This window comes from Deltaproteobacteria bacterium, assembly GCA_040223695.1.
GTDB lineage: Bacteria > Desulfobacterota_D > UBA1144 > Nemesobacterales > UBA2774 > JAVKFU01.
In genome coordinates this window covers 1-21423 of sequence record JAVKFU010000003.1, presented here as the reverse complement: position 1 = coordinate 21423, position 21423 = coordinate 1, and the positions used below count along the sequence as shown (strand labels likewise).

Annotated in this window: 26 protein-coding genes; 16 read left to right on the top strand and 10 right to left on the bottom strand. The window is 49.3% G+C overall.

The annotated features are described in order from the left end of the window. The first annotated feature begins 413 nt into the window (after positions 1-413). Positions 414-602, top strand: coding sequence for a hypothetical protein (locus RIG61_00240; GenBank protein ID MEQ9617587.1), 189 nt, complete (start codon positions 414-416; stop codon positions 600-602). Between the two features lie 57 nt (positions 603-659). Here the strand turns inward: RIG61_00240 and RIG61_00235 are convergent, their stop codons facing one another. Both RIG61_00235 and RIG61_00230 read right to left on the bottom strand, forming a co-directional pair. Continuing rightward, positions 660-1226 (bottom strand): DUF3365 domain-containing protein, encoded by a 567-nt coding sequence (locus tag RIG61_00235; protein MEQ9617586.1) that lies wholly within the window; start codon positions 1224-1226, stop codon positions 660-662. A 528-nt stretch (positions 1227-1754) separates the two neighbouring features. Further along, complete coding sequence (locus tag RIG61_00230; GenBank protein MEQ9617585.1) at positions 1755-2540, bottom strand: nuclease-related domain-containing protein; 786 nt, start codon at positions 2538-2540, stop codon at positions 1755-1757. Positions 2541-2682: 142 nt separating this feature from the next. Between RIG61_00230 and RIG61_00225 the strand changes: the two genes are divergently transcribed. Beyond that, a complete protein-coding gene (locus RIG61_00225) occupies positions 2683-2868 on the top strand; it encodes a hypothetical protein (protein MEQ9617584.1) in 186 nt (61 codons plus the stop codon). Between the two features lie 4 nt (positions 2869-2872). Here the strand turns inward: RIG61_00225 and RIG61_00220 are convergent, their stop codons facing one another. Both RIG61_00220 and RIG61_00215 read right to left on the bottom strand, forming a co-directional pair. Then, positions 2873-3673, bottom strand: coding sequence for a nuclease-related domain-containing protein (locus tag RIG61_00220; protein ID MEQ9617583.1), 801 nt, complete (start codon positions 3671-3673; stop codon positions 2873-2875). A 733-nt stretch (positions 3674-4406) separates the two neighbouring features. Beyond that, positions 4407-4679 (bottom strand): HU family DNA-binding protein, encoded by a 273-nt coding sequence (locus RIG61_00215; GenBank protein MEQ9617582.1) that lies wholly within the window; start codon positions 4677-4679, stop codon positions 4407-4409. Positions 4680-5084: 405 nt separating this feature from the next. On the opposite strand from RIG61_00215, the gene RIG61_00210 reads away from it, so the two are divergent. Then, complete coding sequence (locus tag RIG61_00210; protein ID MEQ9617581.1) at positions 5085-5279, top strand: hypothetical protein; 195 nt, start codon at positions 5085-5087, stop codon at positions 5277-5279. 42 nt (positions 5280-5321) lie between these two features. Continuing rightward, on the top strand, positions 5322-5801 hold the full coding sequence (locus RIG61_00205) for a hypothetical protein (GenBank protein ID MEQ9617580.1): 480 nt from the start codon (positions 5322-5324) through the stop codon (positions 5799-5801). A 408-nt stretch (positions 5802-6209) separates the two neighbouring features. Here RIG61_00205 and RIG61_00200 read toward each other — a convergent pair whose 3' ends face one another. Further along, positions 6210-6695 (bottom strand): hypothetical protein, encoded by a 486-nt coding sequence (locus RIG61_00200; GenBank protein MEQ9617579.1) that lies wholly within the window; start codon positions 6693-6695, stop codon positions 6210-6212. Between the two features lie 729 nt (positions 6696-7424). Between RIG61_00200 and RIG61_00195 the strand changes: the two genes are divergently transcribed. Further along, on the top strand, positions 7425-7832 hold the full coding sequence (locus tag RIG61_00195) for a hypothetical protein (protein ID MEQ9617578.1): 408 nt from the start codon (positions 7425-7427) through the stop codon (positions 7830-7832). 254 nt (positions 7833-8086) lie between these two features. Here RIG61_00195 and RIG61_00190 read toward each other — a convergent pair whose 3' ends face one another. Together RIG61_00190 and RIG61_00185 are read right to left on the bottom strand one after the other, a co-directional pair. Further along, positions 8087-8272: an IPTL-CTERM sorting domain-containing protein gene (locus RIG61_00190; GenBank protein MEQ9617577.1), complete on the bottom strand. Its 186-nt coding sequence runs from the start codon at positions 8270-8272 to the stop codon at positions 8087-8089. A 161-nt stretch (positions 8273-8433) separates the two neighbouring features. After that, on the bottom strand, positions 8434-8829 hold the full coding sequence (locus RIG61_00185; GenBank protein ID MEQ9617576.1) for a hypothetical protein: 396 nt from the start codon (positions 8827-8829) through the stop codon (positions 8434-8436). 224 nt (positions 8830-9053) lie between these two features. Between RIG61_00185 and RIG61_00180 the strand changes: the two genes are divergently transcribed. From RIG61_00180 to RIG61_00160, 5 genes are all read left to right on the top strand, one after another. Beyond that, the gene (locus tag RIG61_00180) at positions 9054-9668 is read left to right on the top strand and encodes a c-type cytochrome (GenBank protein ID MEQ9617575.1); all 615 of its coding nucleotides are present in this window, start codon (positions 9054-9056) and stop codon (positions 9666-9668) included. 477 nt (positions 9669-10145) lie between these two features. Next, positions 10146-10649: a hypothetical protein gene (locus RIG61_00175; protein ID MEQ9617574.1), complete on the top strand. Its 504-nt coding sequence runs from the start codon at positions 10146-10148 to the stop codon at positions 10647-10649. Between the two features lie 312 nt (positions 10650-10961). Continuing rightward, positions 10962-11399 (top strand): DUF3617 family protein, encoded by a 438-nt coding sequence (locus tag RIG61_00170; GenBank protein MEQ9617573.1) that lies wholly within the window; start codon positions 10962-10964, stop codon positions 11397-11399. Between the two features lie 752 nt (positions 11400-12151). Next, on the top strand, positions 12152-12940 hold the full coding sequence (gene modA / locus RIG61_00165; protein ID MEQ9617572.1) for a molybdate ABC transporter substrate-binding protein: 789 nt from the start codon (positions 12152-12154) through the stop codon (positions 12938-12940). A 68-nt stretch (positions 12941-13008) separates the two neighbouring features. Next, complete coding sequence (locus tag RIG61_00160) at positions 13009-13479, top strand: hypothetical protein (protein ID MEQ9617571.1); 471 nt, start codon at positions 13009-13011, stop codon at positions 13477-13479. A 111-nt stretch (positions 13480-13590) separates the two neighbouring features. Here the strand turns inward: RIG61_00160 and RIG61_00155 are convergent, their stop codons facing one another. Further along, positions 13591-13926: a nucleoside triphosphate pyrophosphohydrolase family protein gene (locus RIG61_00155; GenBank protein ID MEQ9617570.1), complete on the bottom strand. Its 336-nt coding sequence runs from the start codon at positions 13924-13926 to the stop codon at positions 13591-13593. A gap of 89 nt (positions 13927-14015) precedes the next feature. Beyond that, positions 14016-14426: a hypothetical protein gene (locus RIG61_00150; GenBank protein MEQ9617569.1), complete on the bottom strand. Its 411-nt coding sequence runs from the start codon at positions 14424-14426 to the stop codon at positions 14016-14018. Positions 14427-15060: 634 nt separating this feature from the next. On the opposite strand from RIG61_00150, the gene RIG61_00145 reads away from it, so the two are divergent. The 5 genes from RIG61_00145 (at position 15061) to RIG61_00125 (ending at position 19236) form a co-directional block, all read left to right on the top strand. Next, on the top strand, positions 15061-15747 hold the full coding sequence (locus tag RIG61_00145) for a metallophosphoesterase (GenBank protein MEQ9617568.1): 687 nt from the start codon (positions 15061-15063) through the stop codon (positions 15745-15747). Positions 15748-15948: 201 nt separating this feature from the next. After that, positions 15949-16419, top strand: a complete 471-nt coding sequence (locus tag RIG61_00140; protein ID MEQ9617567.1) for a hypothetical protein — start codon at positions 15949-15951, stop codon at positions 16417-16419. Between the two features lie 507 nt (positions 16420-16926). Beyond that, entirely contained in the window at positions 16927-17652 is a 726-nt protein-coding gene (locus RIG61_00135; protein ID MEQ9617566.1) for a metallophosphoesterase, read from the top strand. A gap of 105 nt (positions 17653-17757) precedes the next feature. Further along, a complete protein-coding gene (locus RIG61_00130) occupies positions 17758-18675 on the top strand; it encodes a diacylglycerol kinase family protein (protein ID MEQ9617565.1) in 918 nt (305 codons plus the stop codon). A 15-nt stretch (positions 18676-18690) separates the two neighbouring features. Next, on the top strand, positions 18691-19236 hold the full coding sequence (locus RIG61_00125; protein ID MEQ9617564.1) for a dual specificity protein phosphatase family protein: 546 nt from the start codon (positions 18691-18693) through the stop codon (positions 19234-19236). Between the two features lie 109 nt (positions 19237-19345). Here the strand turns inward: RIG61_00125 and RIG61_00120 are convergent, their stop codons facing one another. Then, positions 19346-19726, bottom strand: a complete 381-nt coding sequence (locus RIG61_00120) for a hypothetical protein (GenBank protein ID MEQ9617563.1) — start codon at positions 19724-19726, stop codon at positions 19346-19348. Positions 19727-20033: 307 nt separating this feature from the next. Between RIG61_00120 and RIG61_00115 the strand changes: the two genes are divergently transcribed. After that, positions 20034-20819: a hypothetical protein gene (locus RIG61_00115; GenBank protein ID MEQ9617562.1), complete on the top strand. Its 786-nt coding sequence runs from the start codon at positions 20034-20036 to the stop codon at positions 20817-20819. The last annotated feature ends 604 nt before the right edge of the window (positions 20820-21423 follow it).

Genomic DNA, 21423 nt, shown 5'->3' with positions numbered 1-21423 from the left:
ATAGTGTGTTTTCTGAAAAGACGACGACTGCACGAAATTTGTCTAAGAACAGATTATCTCGGCTAAAATCTTTTAATACAACCTCAGCCCCAAAAAGATTTTAACGCCTCAATACTCTGTTTTCTTTACGCCAATTCCGTGCAGTCGGGAAGGAAAATACAAGAATTACACCCTTCGACAGGCTCAGGGTGAGCGGGCATAAGTGCCCGCTTGTGAGTCGTATATAAGCATACATTCTGTGCGTGAGTGGTTGGATTATGCTTCGTGTGTGTGGTCGAGCGTGTATGTTGGAATACCGTAAACAGGGGTTTTCAGGGGCATAATATGAAAAAATGCTTTAAGTTTTGTGAAGATATGGTTAAGTCACGAAAATAGGGGTTTAAAATCCGATTTCTTTATGTAGACTTTGAAATATGAGAAGCGAAAGCAAAATAACAATCGAGAAAGCGGCAAGAATACTGGGCACCGACATAAACACCCTGCTCGACGAGATATGGGTTGTCGGAATCAATGTCCAGCACGACAGGGGAGTCGGAATCGACTTCATCAGCTCTGAGGACCTCGAAGACCTCAAGGCCAGTATGGAGGATGCCGAGAACTAAAGGCGGTAAGCGGTTCTCAGGCTTAAGGCTCGGGTCCTAAACGGCGGGTGAGTGCAGTTAATCACCGTCCGGCGACGGGATGAATACCGAGTAGATTCCGCGCAGGTCCCCGGCCTCAAAACCGTAGGCTTTATCCTCAGGATATTTCTCTTTGACGAATTCGGGGCGGCTGTCCTTCTCTCCGTGACAGATGAGGCAGGCGGGCTCGACGGTGATTCTGCGGAAGTACCTCACTCCCGGCTTTCCGTTCATTTCGGAGTAGGTCCAGATGCCCATGACGCTTTTGTCCTCCTGAAATATCCCGAAGACCTCCCGGCCCTCAATGTCGAGCTTGTGCGCGGGATTCCGGTATTTCTCCGCCATTTGAACGACAGTCCAGCCGTTTTCTTGCGCTATACGCCCGGCGTTCATGCCGACGGGTTTGCATACCTGTGCGAATGTCTCCCGGTCGGCGGATACGCCCTTTTCTCCGAAAGTGCCCGCAAGCCCCGAGCGCATGGCGTCGAGCGACTCTATCTCTTGTACCGCGCGGGAGAGAGTTTCGCTGCCGGGCGGCTCTGTATCCGCCGCCCCTAGCTGTGATATCGAGAATACTACAGCCGTTATGAGGAGTAATTTGGACATGGGGAGGAAGTATAACATGAGAGGGGATGGAAATTATTCCCTTTAAAAAAGGCGGAATAAAAAGGCAAAGATTGGATTTCTCACGAGGTTCATCCTGAGTTTATTGAAGGGTTCCGCAATTATAACATTAATAACTTCTTCTTTCCCTGGATGAAAAGAAGCAAAAATCACCGACTTAACAGAAATAGCTAAAAATAAATTACTACATCTAAAATATTTTAATTCTTCCGCAGCCCCAAAATATTTTTACGACTCCGTAATTTATTTTTTTGACGCAATTTCTGTAATGTCGGGAAAGAGAAAGGGCAAAAGACGAGATTCTGAAAGTTTTAGGTTGTGGCAGTTATGGTTGTGGAATAGTCATTTTTGAGCAATTTACTAACGGACCCGATTCCTCACACGCTCGAAATCGTTTGTGAATGTCGGGAAAGGAAAGACAAGATTGCCGCGCATTCTTCGAATGCTCGCAATGACGTCCTTCGGTTGGACTCAGGATGAGCGGGTTGGGGGAAGCGGCTTGCAGTGGTCTTAGTTTAACATTCTATAGCCTGTGAGAAGGCGCTCTACGTTGTCCATGTCCTCCGGCGTGAGAGTTGCGGATCTCTGCCGGATGAAGGCGGGGAGGTCTTCGGGGTTGAGCGTGACTACGCTCTCTTCACCGGGCCTAGCATTGTTCTCTACACGCATTCCGGGAAAGAGTATTACGGGGGTAACGGGAAGGTCTTTTCCAGTCGCTTCCATTACGGTGTTTCCGAGCCACGCGGCTTCCGCTTCCAGGTCCTGTACAGGATTGGGGATAAGCATGTAACCGTCCGCGCCCAGTACCGGGCCGAGATTCTCCACGACACCGCCGTCCTCTGCCGTGCCGTCCAGGGTCCTTGTCTCGACGGCGAAGACGCCCTTTTCCGAAATTAACACGTTACGCGGGCGCAGGCCCTGACGTACCTCGTCTTCGAGCACGCGGAATCCGTGTCCTCCGAGTCCCTCGGGCCAGTCTGCTGACTCATGACGCGCTCCGGGAAATACGTAATCCGCGCCGCTCGCGCGGTTCATTACCTCGTTATCGAAAGTTATTATTTTGTATACGCAAAAGGCGAGAATCATGCTGAGCGTTACACTCAGGACCGCGGGCGCCTGCGGGTATCCCGCCGCGTACTCGCGCCATTCGAACAGCAGGTAGAGGAGCAGAACGGACGAGAGCACAATGTAGAAGCTCCGGCTCGCGCCCCGGAGGTCTTCCGTTACGTGCCTGACTGCCCCCGCTCCGTGCGGAGAATTGTCTCTGTATTTATTTCCGGTCTTTAAAAATTCCATCATCTCTCCAATACTAAAAGTCTTTGATTAACTGCTCTTAACCTAATTATAAGGCCGAAATTTGAAAACCGGGTGAATTTTATGTTAAGGGCATGTGGAATTCAGGTATTTTGTAGCGGAAACGTTAGGTAAACTTGGAATTATGATTGATGAAACAAGCGTTCCACTTGAAAGGGCTGCCAGGATGCTGAACATCGGTATAGAGGGCCTCCTGGAGAGGGTTATCGAGCTCGGCATCGAGGTGAAGCATGACGAGGATACCGGGATAGAGTATATTACCGAAGAAGCCTTCAATGATCTCAAGGAAACAAAGAGCATAATCGATTGAAGGTTCAGGGTTGGTAATTAACCCTGATGTATCTCGAAATGTGATAGGCGGCGAGATGTTTGTCCTCGCGGGAGATAGTATCCGGCAGTTTCTTGATATAAGCGCAAAGCAGCTTTGGGTTTAGGACCAAGGCGGTGTTCGAGTTCGGCGGGACTTTGTTCTCTACAAACCAGCCGGGAAAAACAACAGCTGATTTTACTGAGAAGTATTTTCCAGTGGATTCCTTCAAAACATTTTTTAGCCAGCCGGCACCGGCATTTACTTGCGCGACGGGGTCAGGATTAAGTATATGTCCATCAGCCGTGATCACCGATCCGTCATATATAATTTTCGGGTTCCCTTTGACTGGTTTGCTTCTTGTTTTTGTCTCTACTACAAAGATCCCCTTTTCGGAAATTATTACGTGATCGAGATTGAACCCCGAGCCTACGATGTCATGAAAAATACTGCAGCCGATTTCTTTTAGGTTTTCCAGTTCCGCTGCAACTTCTTTTTCACCGTCCCTGCCGAGTTTGAGAGCCTCTAGTTCCTTCTTTGTTTTTCTGTACTTATATATTGAATATCCAATAAAGATTAAGGCTATAATGGTTACCTGTATCGGAGCCGGGGGCAGATTGCGAAAATCGCGCCACCATTCAAGGATCGCGAAGTAAGATAGAAATATGGCCGCTATAGCAATAGGCAAAAAATCTACATTAGCCAGATTGAAGATTTGTTGCTGAGTTGATTGTCCGGCCTCGCGGAGCGGCTTGTCTTTGAGAGGGGATTTCTTGGTTTTTTTACCCTTCTTTTTCGTCAGTTTCATAGAGTCTTAACTCGATTAGGCACTTCTTCTTTTAATTATAGTGCAGAAATTACGGGAGAGGTCTTAATCGGGGATGAAGATGGAGTAGGTGCCGTGGGAGGTCTCCGGCTCTTGTACTAGTTCAGAACTATGGTTCGGGAATGACAGGTAGTTTCACCCCGATCCTAACCTTCCCCCTCCCAGAGGGAAGGAAATAAAAGAAAGTCGAGATTGCTGCGGCTCCTTTACAGCCTCTCAATGACAAAAATAAGACACAGATTTCCTCTTCTTTTCCTTGATGAAAAGAAGCACACACATAGTGTGTTTTTTAAAAAAGAGGACGACTGCACGGAATATGGCTAAGAATCTTCTGTTAACGCTAAAATGTTTTAGTTGCACCGCTGTAGGCAAGGGCGTCCGATTTCTCACTTTGGTTTTATGACATTTTTAACAAGATAGACTGGATAATTTGCAGTCAGCCGAGGCCGACCAATTGCTCACTCACTCGCAATTGTTGATCGGAATCGTTCTGTAATGTCGGGAAAGGAAAAACAAGATTGCCGCGCTTCGCTCGCAATGACGGATTAACGAATGACATCTTTCGATACCTCGGTAAGCTCACTACCGGGATGAAGGGGTGTGGGTAGCCGTTCTATACGTAATGAAAAGGGCGAACTAATCACTGGAGGTGATAACGTTCGCCCCACGTTTTAAAATATTTACCTAACAGGTCCGGATAGTTTCCCTGCGGGTTTCAGGCTATATCTTGCTCAATGCCCTTGGAGGGTTTGAACTTTAACACCTTCTTGGCCGGAATGTGTATAGATTCGCCTGTCGCGGGGTTGCGTCCCATACGGGCTTTTCTGTCTACCAGCTTGAAAATACCGAGGCCCGTAAGCGGAGCGCTTCCATCTTTTCTGAGACCGGTAATGATGCCATTCACAACAGAATCCAGAACATCGCTCGCCTGGCTGCGGCTGATCCCGGTTTTTTCCGCTATGTGCGCAATCAAATCACTCTTGGTCATAACCATACCTCCTGATTCTAATTGTACTACAAAAATTTTTTTTTATCTCTTGTTTTTTCATTTTTTTATTTTTTGTTTTTTTTATCAGTCCCTGCGCGGAATCAACGTGTGCTTCGGTGAATTACTCGGTGGGGCCGGGGAAATCCCGGCTCGGGCGGCGGGTCATTCGCGCGCGGATGTGATTATTATATGCGTATCGTTAAATTGCGGCACCTTCATATGCTGTTGGATTTATGATCGATAAACACATCGTACATCAGGCTTATTGCCTCTGTCAAATGGCGATTTTAAAGTATGGGCGGTATGAGACAAGGCTTGCGATGCGCGGGGCCTTGAGGCGGTATTGGGAAACGTGCTTGCGGAGGGGAGGGTGTTCGCTTAATATCTACTTAGAGGTCGAGTAAAATGATAGTCTGCCCTGAATGCGGATCGGAGGATGTAGTCCCGATAGTGTACGGTCTGCCGACCCCTGATACCTTTGAAAGCGCCGGAAGGGGCGAGATAAGGCTCGGTGGTTGCGAAATCGAGGAAGACTCTCCGACGCTTATTTGTAAATCGTGCGGGCGCGAATGGCAGGACAAACCGTTCGATGATTTTTAACATCTGCTGAGGTAGATGAGTATGAAAGGAGGATGAGAGAATATGCGTTTTACTTTAGTATTAATAGCGGTTCTGCTGTTGTCCGCGGGAGCCGCGGCTGCGGGAGAGGCGAAAGGGACGGTCAGCTACGAGGGGAAGATTATCGAGCCCAAGTACGCCTATTTTATCAAGGGGCCCGATGTGATCGAGCCCGGGATGACGGTAAGGATTCTCATACTTTCAGCCGAGGATATAAGCGAAAAGATCGACTCATGCGACACGGTGAACTGTGTTGACGGCTGGGTGAAGGAGGGGATGACGATGCAGTTCGAGACTGGGCCGGTAGTCTATTACTGGGTATCGCTCAAGGGAGGCACGCTTCAGTATTCAGGCGCTACTCACAAGAGCGTGTTCCGGCCCACTGCCGACACGGACGGCAGGCTCGCCGGAAAAATCAAATTCGACGATACTCCGGACGGCGGGGGTAAGGCGGATGTGGAGTTCGACGTGAATCTGACGAAGGAATTCGGCGCCGCGCATTAGAGATTTTTTATTGCACTATTGCAATATTATTTTCTTCCAATGATAAAGAGAAGACAAAAGACTTACTTCTTTTCCTAGATGAAAAGAAGCAAAAATCACCGACTGCACAGAATATAGCTAAAAACTGATTACTAAGGCTAAAATCTTTTAATTCCGCCACGGCCCCAAAAAGATTTTTACGCCTTAATAATCAATTTTCTTAACGCCAAATATCGCAATATGAAATATGGAAGCCAAGAAAGTTGGAGGCTAGCCTTTAGGATAAAAACGACCGATTCCTCGGCACGCTCGAAATCGTTTGTGAATGTCGGGGAAGGAAAAGGAAAAAGGCGAGATTCTGAAAGTTTTGGGTTAATGCACCTATGATCGAAGAACACTTGCCCGGTTGCAATCTGCCAATGGGTCCGGCTACTGATTTGCCTGCTCATCAATAAAGCGGCGGCAGTCGGGGACAATAAATTCCTTCCCTATAACGTCGCTTTCGGACTTCAGCATTTCGGTGAATATGCCTCTGTAGTCGTTATCCACCGAGGCGTCGTCAACGCGGAGCATGCATGTGTCGGAGTCGAGCGTGCCGCGCGAGCTCACGTAAACTGTATGGTCGTATAACACGTACTCGAAAGGGTTTCTCATGACGTGCCGGTTTCTGAGGGCGGCTGTGCCGGTCACGGCGTAGCGGTCTTTTCCGGCAGGTGTGAGTATAAGGCTCTTGAGCGTGCCCTCCCTTTCGTTCCCGATACAGTTAAGCCGGCAGAACGAGCTTATTTGCTCGTCGAGTATCGTCTCCCTTATCACCTGTTCCTTTACGTCCTTCGCATTGAGGACGCCCGCCGGGAATAAGAGGAGCACACAAAAAACAACTGCGGCGTATTTGTGCTTTGGTTTTTCGGGCATGAGCAACTTGTAAAAGTTTAACGTATAGTTCGCGGGATACTACAGGAATTTTTGAAATGGGGAGAAAGATATTGAGACCGGGGGATTTGGAAAGAAGCACACAAATAGTGTGTTTTCTGAAAAGACGACGACTGTACGGAATATGGCTAAGAATCTTCTGTTAACGCTAAAATGTTTTAATTCCACCTCTGTAGGCAAAGGCGTCCGATTTCTCAATTTGGTTTTATGATATTTTTAACAAGATAGACTGGATAATTTGCAGTCAGCCGAGGGCGACCAATTGCTTACTCACTCGCAATTGTTGATCGAAATCGTTCTGTAATATCGGGGAAGGAAAAGGAAAAATGCGGGATTGCCGCGCGGAGTTTATCCTGAGATTATCGAAGGGCTCGCAATGACGGGATATTGGCTGGCGGAGGGCAGGGAGGGGGGAAATGAAAGACGGCATCCTTCGATTTAACTCGGGATGAGTGGGCTTGAGTGCGCCCGCTGAGTATATCGGGGGGTTTTCGTGGAAATCGTCCTTTGACTGCACACTTCGTGTGCGCTCAGGATGAGCGGGTTTTTTATCCACTGCCGATGATATTCGCAAGAGTGCCGAAGATATCGAATATGAGCGCAGATTCTGTGCAGAAATCGTAAAGACACACTACGCGTGAAAAAAATAGTGATTAGGGGGTTGGTATGGGTTATATTTGTATCTATTAATTGGAACATGCGGAGGAATTTATGAAATTGGCAATCAATATTTTACTGCCTGCCGTATTACTCGTGTTTATTTCAGCGTGGGGCGTCCCGTCGATGAACGCACGCGCGGCTAATTCGCCGCTCGGGGATAATGTCAGCCCGATATCCGACGGCGGATTTCCCGGTGACTTCCTGGAGCCGAGAGAAGAGGGCTGCATAGAGACGTGCCAGCTGCAGGAAGACTATTACGACGATCAGGACTACGGCGAAGAAGGGTACGAAGAACAAATTGAAGAACCGTACGAGGAAGAGCCGATTTATGACGACCAAGCTGAGGAGCAGTACGACGATGACTACGGAGACCCTGAGTACGGAGACGAAGTTTACCCGGAAGAGGAGCCTTATCAGGAAGAGGGTTATGAGGAACCGTTTGAGGATCCGCAGTATTAATTCTTATGCGTAGATAATAAAATTTAAATGGAGGATGGTTTGCTGTCTTTTATCAGGCGGCGGCCAAAGAAGGCTTGCCGGTGCGGAACGGGGATGGAGGATGTTTATAACTACCCTTGTCTACTCTTTATTATTGAGAGGGACAAAAATCCACTCATACGACCGGAATCAAATTCTTTAAGAACGCCGAGGGGTAATGAATTCTCGCGCCCTGGAGTTTACGGGTACGTTTGAGGAAGACTGCGCAAGTAAAGCTAATTATCCTGAGCGAGGCGTTTTCTGAGTGCGATGAAGCCGACAATGCCGAGTAGGGCAAACATAGCAATCATTCCCCATTCGCCGAGGGTGGGTACGCTGCTCACAACAACCTGTTCGATGCCCGCAAACGCATCTGCCGCTGATAGCGCAATAACAGCTATAAGCGCAAGGATTACTCTCATAATTTTCCCTTCGGAGATATGTAATTCCAGTTAATAATCATTACGGATTATTCACATCGTACTATAAAGGACGAACAGGCGTCAACTATTTGTGTTCAGGGGGATCGAAGAAGAAGCTTCTGTCCGGCCGGATGTATTTATGGCGCAAGGCAAAGCGCTTTTTATTCGGCCGGGCAGTCGTTCAGCTCGCAGTCTCCTCCGCGCCCTATTACGTAGCTGCAGACAAGCTCGCCGTTACAAAATACGGTCTCTCCTCCGCACGTTTCGATTATCTCTTCTGCGCAGACTTCTTCTTCGCACGGAGGGGCTTCCCCGGTGTATTCGACTAACTTGTCGAATATTCTTCCACAGGCTTTAGGGTTTGCTCTGGGCTCTTCGGAGTCGCAGTCCATCGCCTCACAGTAAGCGTGGCAGAGGCCTCTGGGCGCTCCCTCCAGGATGTTGCAGGGCGTTTCGGCTGGAGGAACCTGGGAATAAGCATCGTACGCCCCAGGAACAATAATCATAAATGAGCAAAGAAATGCTGCAATAAGTGTATATTTCACATATGTATTCATTTTGACGCCCCCGAAACGAATATCTTTGTTAGATAGAGCCGATACAGAAACAGCTATGATTAAATATAGATTCGGTTTGTATTTAATGCAACAGCCCGCGGTTGGCGCACCCGTAAAGGGTATCCGGACAGCCGCTGATTCAGCCCCCGCGGTTTATGCGAATCAGTTAATTAATCCTGCGAATCGGGCATAATAGTTAAAGTATATTAAGGGAGAGTCCAGACATGAAAAGATCAAATTCAATTTCATTAATCATCTTGATATCAGGCGTTTTGCTTGCCGCAGTTCTCGTAGCGGGATGCGGCGTGAAGCCCGCAAGCGACGGAGACTCGGGGACCGGCGGCAAGGCGTCGTACAGCGCAGCTCAGGAGGAGAGGGGTAAAGAATTGATAGAGGAGTGGAAGTGTAATTTCTGTCATACGCCTGAGGTTGCGGGGCCTGGAGGAAAGGCGGCTCCCGATCCCGGCAGGCTTTTGTCAGGGCACCCCGCCGACGAGAAAATACCGGAGATGGGGGACATGATAATGGGTACGGCGGAGTATCTGGAGTTTCTCGATAACCTGGATAACACCGTCTGGGCTTCGGACGACAGGCTGGTGTTTTCCGCGAATATCACTCCAGACAATGAGACCGGGATAGGCGCGTGGACAGAGGAGATGTTTGTGGAGACCATGCGGGAGGGCAGACACATGGGACTCGGAAGGAGAATACTATATCCTATGCCGTGGCGGGAGCTCGGAGAGCTTGACGACGCGGAGCTGACAGCTATATACGCCTATCTGCGGACGGTAAAGCCCGTAGAAAACAGGGTGCCGCCTCCGGTGATGTTGTTCCGGTGAGGGGTAACGGGGGTCGTCTTTCGACCGGGCTCAGGATGAAGGGGCTTGAAAAAGGAGATTGCCGCGCTCGCTTAATACGCTTCGCTCGCAATGACGGGGTATTGTTTGACTGAGGGGAGGGGAGAAATCGTCCTTCGACTGCACACTTCGGGTGCGCTCAGGATGATTGGGTTCTTTACACACTTGTGATGGTATACTACGGGGTCACACAGAAATCTAGAATGACACTACGTGTCCGCTCAGGATGAGCGGGTAGGTCCCCCCCCATCCTAACCTTCCCCCACGTTGGGGGGAAGGAAATGAAATGATGACATCCTTCGATAGCACACTTCATGTGTGCCGCTGCGGGCGTATTTCGGACATAGGTCTAATATGAGGTGTATAATTATGGGGCACGGCGCATTGAAACCGGGCTTATTATGTAGTAAAATCGGCAATAGGGGATTACTAAATTATTTTAAAGGAGGATATTAAGATATGGAGAGATTATCACTGGTCAATACTGTATTAACGGGCGCTCTGTTCGGCGCTTTTATGCTTTTTGTCTTCACAGGCACGGGCTACGCTCAGAACGATATGGCGCCGGCGGAGCCGGTGGGAATGACCTGCGCTTCACAGGAAGGAATATCCTGCTCGGAGAGATGCGGGCCCGCACGGATGAGCGCTGTCGAGGCGGCGGGAGTAGAGGTGGTGGAGATGGCCGAGAGCCAGCAGATGAGTATGCTCGCAGGTAGGCCGCTCGACTTCACGGCGCGCTGCATGCCTGGATACATCGCCATCGGCGGCGGTTACTCGATCGTTCCGGATGGTTCAACTATCAACATGAAAGAGGTACGCGTGTCCTCGAGCATGGCCGACAACACCAACCCGAGCGGCTGGACCGGATGGAAGGTATCCGTTTTCCGCAATGCGGGAGCGGGAGCGCCTGATAACTGCCTTAAGGTGGAAGTTCGCGCTTATTGTGTGAAGGGCGGCATGTAAACACTGTTCATTGAGACTGCGGGCGGGCAAGATGTCCGCTCCGCATTAACAATCGAATTTAACCGGATGTTGCTCCCCTGTTCCGCCTTATGGCGGAGCGGGGGATTTTTTTGCGCTTAATATGGGCTCCTATTCGGGAGTGATGAGGATCCACGATTAGTCGTAGGGGGAAAAGGGCGGGTGGGGAAGGCAGGATTGGCGGCGGAGCTGGGGGAGAAATCTAATATGAGCGCGGATTATTCGCTTTGCAATAGAGGGAACGTTAAATATACTTTAGACTAAATATTTTAACCATAGATAAGGAGAGATCATATGAGATATACGATTACGACGCTGATTATGCTGATATTCGCCGCCGCTTCCTTTGCCGGGGCTGAGGCGGAGGATATGACGTTAGAAGTTACGCCCGGAAAGTATGAGATCAAAAAGGAGACGAGCACTAACCTGAAGCCGGAGCCCATGACGAGGACGGAGGAAACGTGTATAACCGAATCAAAATTCGATCCGCAGGCCGCTCTGCCGGATAGAGAAAACTGTTCTGTCAGCAATATGAAGAAAAAGGGCAACAATGTTACTTTCGATATCGATTGTAAAGGCGGCACTCAGATGCTCCCCATGAGGGGCACGGCTGAGTACGGCACTACGCAAACGACGCTTAGCTGGAAATTAAATATGAAAGGAATGATGGAGGACCAGGAAGTTACGGTCAACAGTAAGGGTAGCGGCAAGAGAATCGGCGACTGCGATTAGGAGCGCGCTTGGCGTCTACGACGGGGGCATCCGTCGTAGGGCCGGGGAAGAGATGGCCGGCGCCAATTCTGTAATGTTGGGGAAGGAAAAAACAAAAGACGAGCAGTTCGGGAATTGCTTGCTAATGATATTTAAGGGAGTACCGCTGCGAGTTGCCGCTCATACAAAAGCAATATATTTTCTTTTCCTTGATGAAAAGAAACAAAAATCACCGACTTAACAGAAATAGCTAAAAATAAATTACTTCATCTAAAATATTTTAATTCATCCGCATCCCTAAAATATTTTTACAATTCCGTAATTTATTTTTTTAACGCAATTTCTGTGAATGTCGGGAAAGAGAAAGGGGGATTCTGAATCGGTGTTCGGGATGACGTTCTTTGTTCAGCAGAGGAGTAGGGGAAAGGGGTGCACCCTTCGTTAAACTCAGGGTGATCGGATTTTGGAAAGAAAAATCCGCCCTTGGTTCGGTTACAAATATGCAGTGCCGCAAATAATCAGCTTCCGTACCATTCTTCAAGGGCGTCCGGTTCTTGAATTTGGTTTATGACATCTGTACGAGGATGGCCTGGATAATTTGTCATTAGCCGAGGGCGTCCTGTTCCTCCCGTTAGTAGAAATAGTCCCCCCTGTAACAGTGAGGGAAAGAATGATAATATCCGGCGAGTGAATCTACGGACTCAAATATTTCCTGTAAAGTGTTAAAATAAAAACCGCGTATCAAATTTCCCTGATAAACCCGGAGGTTGTCTATGAGGTTCCTGACTAGTTGTGTGCTACTGAGCGTGCTTGTCTTTTGTTCCTGCGCGAAAAATCCTACAGTTGAAGTGGACGGCATATGTGAAACGGGACTCAGGGTCGCCGTCGCCGACGTATTTACGGGCGCCGCGGTGAAGCTGGCCGAGGATTTCTCCAGGCGCACGGGGAACCGAGTCTGCATAACGACCGGCGCGAGCGGCGAGCTTGTGGAGAAGATACGTCTGGGCTTCGAGTATGAGGTATTCATGTCGGACGATACCGAGCATCCCGAACTGCTCGTTTCGGAAGGGCGGGCGGACTCCCTTGTAGTCTACGCGCTCAGCACCATTTCGCTGTACAGCACGTATTGGAAGCTTAACCGAACGGGAGAGGAGTATTTAAGATCGGGTCAGTTTAACAGGATCGCCGTTGTGGATCCTGAAAAGTCTCCGCATGGCAGGGCCGCCGCCGAGGCGCTTGAGAGCATGGGGCTTTACGAGAAGGTGAGGCACAAAGTCGTTTACGGTGAGAGCATCGTGGGAACGCTTGCGCTCGTGAGGGCAAAGGAGGCTGAGGCGGGATTCGTGGCGTACCCCGAACTCCGGGACAAGGACAGGAGGTGGGCGTGGCCGATTCCCGAAGATATGCACGAGCCGATAGAGCAGGCGGCCGTGGTACTTGCCGGGTCAAATGAAAAAGAGGCCGCGTCCCTGTGGATGAAATACATTGTCAGCGAAGCGGGCAGGGGGATTATACGAAAAGCCGGATACAGACTCGGAGAGAGCGGGGCGGAAAGGGAATAAAATGGAGTATAATTGGAAATCAGAATGTGTTGCTACGAACGCATTTATGTATGGAGCGGAGGGATAGAATGATAAAACGACTGATGCTTACTATAGCGATTTTATTCGGAGCCTGCGCTGTCTTCGCCAACGCCGGGCACGTGATAGATGATTCGAAAAATCCCCGGTATCTGTTCATTCTGACCGCCGACACGGGTTCGTTCAAGGACGGGAAACTGACTCTGAATGGAATTCCTATTGTGGCTTTCTATGCGCTTGGCGTGAAAAGGGAGGCCGGGCATTTCTTTGTCGAAGACTTTATCAAGATATGGAATACCAAAGCCGTTCTTCTCAAGGCCGACCCCCCGAACGGCACACTCAACGTCGTGGAGGACGGAAAATCTTTCAGCTGCGTGATTGAGCTTTCCGACCCCGGGGCGGGAGTGAATGCAATCACGTTCAGGGCTCGTGTTCTGGAAGGGGAGCTTCCGGATTCGTTCGGCCCGTCCTCGCTCTTTCTGGATATGAATGTGAAGTCCTCACTTGGTACGGAGAATTAGAAGAGCTTACGGAGATTGCCGGTTAGGCGTATGAGTTGCAGGGAATTTTAGAATCACGCAATGTGCGTGTCTCAGCACTACTATAATTACTCGGCATAACGAAGCAAGGTGCTATCTGTGGCTTCCCTGGCCTTTGATCTTCCCTCTTTTCTTTCTGCTCGACAGTTTTTCTATATTTTCCTCGGCGACTTCATTGAGACTGATGCCGAGCTCGGAGCAGCAGTTCGATATATACCAGAGCACATCCCCAAGCTCCTTCTTAAGGTGAGTCTTCCTTTCTGCGGTTATGGCTCCCGAGTCGTCGCGCATTACTTTTTTCGCGTGCTCTGCTACTTCGCCCGCCTCCCCGTTGAGTCCGAGCGCGACGTAGGCGAAACCGTATTCGTTTCCCCTGTGGGGATATATGGCAAAGCTTCTGGCCTTTCTCTGATATTCCTGAAAATTCATATGACCCTCTCCTCCGATAATATGGTAAGGTCATAATAATACATGACCCGGCCGGAAAGGGCGTTTAACGCATATGAGCCGAAAGCCGGTCAATCCGTACTGTGCGAATCAATAAGCGTGAAGCGCTCATAGCTTACAGGCTCACGCCAGAGCGGTTTCAATTTCTCAAGGACCTTTTCCCTCTCCTCATGACTGTGCCAATCCTCCACGCTGTGGCTTTTCTTGAAGAAGGAGACAGCCAGGGTCACGCTGTTCTCGGGATCAGCCAGGAAGTAAGTTGCCCTCGACTGTCCTGAAGCGGTCATCGCCTTGCCGAATCCCTCGACCTGTATCTTTTTACCTTTCTCGAAATCCTCGGGTTTATACTTGATCGTATAGATGACTACCTCATCGCCCGGCTCGGGCACGTAGGCGGCTTCCTCCTCCGCTCCGCCCTTGGGGGCAAAGGTAAGAAGCGCAAGTAACAGTGACATACTAAAAAAAAGGATAAATGACTTCATCTGCTATTCCTCCATGAAATGTTTGCTCTAATAATACTTCCTCACGCGCGGCGGGACTATAGAGATGTGTGACGGGCGGAGTTTATCCCCTCCATCCTAACCTGTTTTGGGTTTGGGAACATTGTACCGGAATTTAAAGAGCATAAGTGGTTGTTAGGTAATGGCGTTCGGTTCTTACATATATTCAGAACCGTCCCTGCGAGGTGGAAGGAATAAAAAGCAGATTTCTCTCGTTGGTCGAAATGACAGCAAAAGATAAAGCATTATATTTTCTTTTCCTTGATGAAAAGAAACAAAAATCACCGACTTAACAGAAATAGCTAAAAATAAATTACTTCATCTAAAATATTTTAATTCATCCGCATCCCTAAAATATTTTTACGATTCCGTAATTTATTTTTTTAACGCAATTTCTGTAATGTCGAGAAGGGAAAAGATAAAAGACTGGATTTCTCACGGAATTTATCCTGAGTTTGTCGATGGGTTCGAAATGACGGGGTATAGACGGCGGAGGAGTCTCGTAGAAATCGAGTATATACACAATGTGCGCGCATACCGTAGAAACGACTGTTAAGCGAATTATGGAGCGCTGTATGTTTATTTTACGCACGCGTTAAGTTAAGATGAGGTCTGAATGAGAACACTTGTTTTGGGAGATGTTCACGGAAACCTGAAGGCCCTCCGGCAGGTACTGAAGCGCTCGGCATTCGATGCGGAAAGGGACAGGCTCGTATCACTGGGCGACCTGTATGACGGGCATCCCGAATCGGCCGATTGCGTGGAGCTTCTGACCGGGGTGAAGAATTTTATCTGGGTGCTTGGAAATCACGACGAGCAGGTGAGGAGGTGGTTCAGGGACGACTGGAAAGGAAATAAAAAAAAGAAGAAACGGTGGCTTAAAAGGGGAGGCGGGAATACCATCCTGTCTTATCTCAGGGACGGGAAGCTGAGGAAGAAGCTGTTCAAGCGTCACGCCGGGTTCATCGAGCGCGCCGTCCTCTATTTCATAGATGAGAAGAACAGGCTCTACGTCCACGCCGGTCTCGACTGGGGCTATCCTGTCGATAAACAGCGGAAGGAGAGAAATTACTACCGAGGGAGAGATACTTTTACTATTGAGTCAGTCCGCCGTGAGGAAGCGGGGGAGAAATTTCCCTACGAGTACGTATTCATAGGGCATACGGCTACGAACGAGATGTATCCTGACTGCAGGCCGGTCAGGCGCGCTAATCTCTGGAACCTCGACCAGGGCGCCGGGAAGGACGGGAAGCTCACGATAATGGATGCCGATACCTTTGAGTACTGGCAGAGCGGCGGATAGCATGTGCGGGCCACGGGGAGCATTCAGAGTCAGGAGGCGTTTCTATATCCTGGCCGCGGGGAAGAGAACTCATGGAAGCGCGCAGTGCGTGTGTCGCGGCATGGACGCATCATAGGGGTTCATAGAGTTGTCTCTTTTCATTAGCGGAATCAGGGGTTAAATTAACTCTTTCTACATCAGATAAATTCAAGGGAGGGATCAATGAAAACCATGATTATTATACCGGCGCTGGTATTAATATTTGGAATCAGCGCTCTACTCGCAAGCGCAAACCCGGTGATAAACGAGGCTGACGCGCCGAAGTTTCTTTTCACTATGGGCGCGAAGTCCGGGTCTTACAAGGACGGAAAGCTGACACTCAACGACGTGCCGCTGGTTGTCTATTTCTCGGACAGGCCTCACAGAATATCCGGGATGCTGAGCCTCGAAGTATTCGCTCAGGGCTGGGGCCAGGGACCCGACAGCTTCAAGGCGGACCCGCCGAACGCAACGCTGTCGATAATGGGCAAGGATGGTGCTAACAATGTTGTCGTCGAAATTTCCGATCCTAATGCCGATGTCATGAAGGGCTCGATCACTTTTAACGTCCGCGTGCTTGAAGGGGAAATACCCGTGAGCTTTGGTACCGCGACGCTTTTTGTGGATAGCCTGGGCCAAATATCACATTTCTGAATTGGGTTGAAAAATGAGATTGCCGCGCTCGCTTAATACGCTTCGCTCGCAATGACGGGGTATTGTCTGACTGAGGGGGGGCATCATTCGACTGCACACTTCGTGTGCGCCCGCTGGTGATAAGCAGAGGAGCTTTGCCCCCCACCTTAATCCTCCCCCCTTACATGGGGGAGGAAAATGGAAAGATGAAGACGAGATTCTGAATCAATCCTGAAATGAATTCAAGATGACGGAATTTCTTTTGGCGGAGGAGTTTCGCAGGAATCGCAGAATCAGAATACGTTTGCGGGCGGGTCGAATATGATGCTTAGGTTATATGGCGCAAGGCAAGTGAAGGCGTCCAGCTGCTCTTATTCATCGCAACTGTCCCCCATCCTGACCTTCCCCCTTCCACGGGGAAGAAAATTAATTTTACGAGGCAAGGATGGCGGAGGAGCTTCTGAGAATTCGTAGAATCACACCTTGCGCGCGCGTGCGCTGGTATAATATTTTCCGAAAGGAAGACAAATGCGGACGCTCGTTATTGGGGACATACACGGGAATTTAAGGGCGCTCAAGCAGGTGTTTGAGCGCGCGGATTTCGACCCGGCCGGAGACAGGCTCATATCTCTGGGAGATGTTTACGACGGACACCCTCACTCCGCCGGGTGTGTGGAGGAGCTGCTTAAGGTGAAGGATTTCGTCCTGTGTATGGGGAACCACGACATGCACGCGCTTAACTGGATGAGGGAGGGGCGGGTAAATCCGAGCCCCGGAGAGGAGTGGGACGAGGACGACCTTGTATCTATCGTAGAATCTTACCGGAGACCTGACGGCGCGCTCGACGAGGGGCTTATTCAGAGGCATGCCGGATTTCTGGAACGCGCCCTGCCTTATTATATAGACGCGGGCGGGAGGCTCTACGTTCATGCGGGGATAGACTGGGAATATCCCGTGTACGCGCAGCCTGACAAGTCCGTCTATTATTACGACAGAAAAACATACGCCGAGCACGCTGTGCAGCACGAGCATCGCGGTACGAAATTTCCATTCCGCGACGTGTTCATCGGACACACTAAAACTCTTGAGGACCGCCCGGACGGGAAGCCCGTAAGGCGCGCGAACCTCTGGAACGTCGATACCGGCGCGGGAAGCTACGGCAAGCTTACCATCATGAACGTCGAGACTTTCGAGTACTGGCAGAGCGACTGGGGAGCCGAGCTTCGTACCGGGGAAAAAGAGCTTAGTATTTAGCTCTTCATGTGATAATCTTTATTCACCTTTTTCCGCTAAACGGTTTATTCGTGAACGGCCCGGATATAAATCAGGCTCAATGATACTGAGGAGATCTTCGAGGGAATGACTTTTAAGCACATACACGTAATAGTGAACCCCGTCTCGGGGCCGGACCCGGTTCCAATTGATATGATTAGCGAGAAGCTTGAGGCTTCGGGCGCGGCCTGCAAGATAAGAGAAACAGAGCCGGACTTGAGCCCGCGCGAGCAGGCCCGGGCTGCTGTGGAGGATGGAGCCGATCTAGTGATTGCCGTGGGCGGAGACGGCACGGTTCTCAAGGTGGCGGAGGGTCTGATCGAAAGCGGAGTGCCGCTGGGAATAATACCTGAGGGAACGGCGAACGTATTTGCAACGGAGCTCGGGATTCCGGCCAACAGCGGAGAGGCGCTCGATTTGCTGCTCGAAGGCGAGACAGTTATAAGGAGCGTGGATACAGGGACGGTCGGCGGGGAGAGTTTTTTGCTAAGGGTGGGGGTCGGGCTCGAGGCCGCAATGACTGTGCTCACCGAGCCCGAGCTCAAGAGCCGCTTCGGGAGTCTGGCATATATATGGACGGCTATAAAGCTGGGGAGGAAAATGAAGCATACCCATTATGAACTTGAGCTTGACGGTAAAAGGAAAGTGGTCAAGGGTGTAACATGCGTGATATGCAACTCAGGCAACCTGGGGCTTCCGGGCGTACAGCTCATGCCGGAGATGGACCTTTCGGACGGCTATCTAAACGTAGTGGTCATTAAACAGGCTACTCTCAGAACGGTTGGCTCGATTATATACCATGCTCTTTCGGGCGTCGTCTCCGACGAGAAGGTGAATGGAGAGAGAAGGTGTTATACCCTCTTTAGCTGTCCGGCGAAAGAAGTCACCGTCGCTCCCTTCCCCGAGCAGATAGCGGCCAGGGACGGTGAGGAAATACACTCGGGCTTTCCGCTCACGATAGGGGTGAGGCATAAAGCTCTTCTCGTAGCAGTACCGGCTCGTTAGACTAACTAGATAAGAATGAAGATTTTTACCGAATTAAGGAGACTTTACTACCACTTCAGGTATCAGGGGTTCCGCAAGGGTATACTCGCTGCGTACGACAAACTGGTTCGATGGCGGACCGGCGGGCCCTGGATGAAATTCGCCGTACTCTCGGACAAGCTCTGGATAGGAGGGCAGCCCAGAGGGAGGGGTATAAAGTCGCTTGTCAATAACGGGGTTACAGCCGTGATAAACATGAGAAGCGAATATGACTACGCAAAAAAAGCCCATTTGCACAAGCTCAAATATCTCCAGCTTCCGACGGACGATAACGGCGCGCCCGAGATCCGGGACATCGAGACGGGTGTGAATTTCATAACCGAGGAACTCGAAAACGGAGGGAGGGTTTATATACACTGCTGGGAGGGGATTGGAAGGAGCGCAACTATGGCGGCGGCATACTACGTAAGCCTTGGGAAGACACCGGAAGAAGCGTGGGATGGGATAAGGAAGGTCCGCCCGTTCATAAGGCCGACAGCGAGTCAGATGAAGCGTCTCGAGGAATATTCACAAAAGTTCTGATTTGCAGTCTTACAAAATTCAGGTACGGGCCCGTTTATACATGCGTTTATAAGTCAGTCTGTAAATAAAGGGCGCGAGGAAATTACGCGCCCCGTAACGCATAAGACTTTTATTTGCTTCTTGTAACGCTCTTTCTGGTAAGCTTTCTTTTGGCCGCGGTCTTTTTAGCCGTGGCTTTCCTCGGAGCAGCCTTTTTAGCCGTCGACTTTTTAGCGGCGGTTTTCTTCTTCGGAGCGGCTTTCTTGGCTGTAGACTTCTTTGCCGCAGCCTTCTTCGGAGCAGCCTTTTTAGCCGTCGACTTTTTAGCGGCGGTTTTCTTCTTCGGAGCGGCTTTCTTGGCCGTAGACTTCTTTGCGGCAGGCTTGGCTTTTACGCTTGCTGCTTTTGATACCGTTTTAGAGGTTCTTTTAGCGGCCGTTTTTTTCGGGGCCGCCTTCTTCGCTGCGGTCTTTTTTGCCGCAGGCTTTTTAGCTTTTGCTTTTATCGCCATTTAACTTTCTCCTGTTTAATTTTTTTTCCGAAAATATTTAAGAACTGGTCCGGGTTGTCTCACGGCTTTCAAATCAAGCCGCTCAAGTCATCCCGTCAAACAACGACAACTGATACTGCGATTGTATAGACGGGTTCTATGTTTTCATCTCATCCTCCTCCATTTGTCAAAATTATTGTCATCATACACAAATTACAGGTATTTGTCAACTAAAAATTCTGTTAATGTATCTGTCACACCTGCTTGATTTATCTGACAGACCGATTATATTTAATTAACATGTATTAAGATATTGGAGAACGGGTCAATGGTCGGAAAAAACGGGGTAACAAACGGAAGTTCCGGTAAGGAAGGAAATAAACCGGATAAGGGCAAAAAGCGGAGTCCGAACTATCCTTGCATAGATCTTGAAAAAGCGCTTGAGCTTACGGAAAAGATTTACAGCGCCGACAAGCGCGCGCCTATCCCCGTGGAAACGCTGATTTCCAGGTGGGGATTGCCCAAATATAACAGTTATGTGAGGCAGTTAATTGCCGCGCTCAGCTACTACGGATTAATAAATTCAAGCGGAAAAGGTGAGAATAGGAGAATATCCGTTTCGGACAGGGCTTACAGGATACTTGAAAACGCCGGTAACAGAGAAAGCCTTATAAAAGAGGCGGCTCTTGAGCCGAAGATATTCGGAGAGGTCTGGCAGCATTACAGATCACGGGGGCTTCCGAGTAATGAAGTGCTTGAACGGGATCTTGTCTGGCAGCAGAGCTTCGCTAATATCAGATTTACTAAAAACGGCGCGAAGGCCTTTATCCGTAACCTTAAATCCACCATAAACTTCGCGGAAATCGAGCCGGATGAGGTTGTTTACCGTAAGGAAAACGGGTCCAGCATAATGGATACGCTTATGAATGTGAACAGCTTAATGAACGCCGCTGGTTTCAGAAGGGTGGACCTTACGCTCGGGAGCGGAGCCGTGGCGACTGTACAAATACCCTCGTCTATCACCGAGAAAGAGATCGAATACCTGCAGGACGGTATCAGGCTCATAAAGGGCGATCTTTTCCCGGAGATGAATAGTAAGAATAGCCAGTCATAAAAGCTGGATAGGCGAATTAGTTAATCCCGTGCTTGAAGTCGCGCTGAATTTCCTGATTCATAGAAACAGGATTGATTGTAAGCTGACTGGTATTTTTACGGCAAGGTCGTATTTCCATCCCTTCAAAGAAAACGGGTACTTATAATAGAATAGCCGGCTTCCGTACAGTTGCCTAATATAATATTGACAAGCTGTCTGACAGGTGAATAAAACTGTCAGACGGGCGGAGCCGTTGGCATCCGACTTCTCTTGTTTATCGAGGCCGTTGTAAGGATAAAGCAAAGGCAAAAATTATATTTTCTTTTTCTTGATAAAAAGAAACAAAAATCACCGACTTAACAGAAATAGCTAAAAATAAATTACTTCGTCTAAAATATTTTAATTCCCCCCTAATTACATCCTAGTTTAGTGGATAGAAACTAATGACATTATTGCTTATGGAAAAGGGCGTCCGATTCCTCGCTTGTTCGGGATCGTACCCTAAAATATTTTTACGATTCCGTAATTTATTTTTTTAACGCAATTTCTGTAATGTCGGGAAAGGAAAAAGACGAGATCCTGAATCGGTGTTCAGAATGACTGCTAAAGATTAAGGACTGGATTT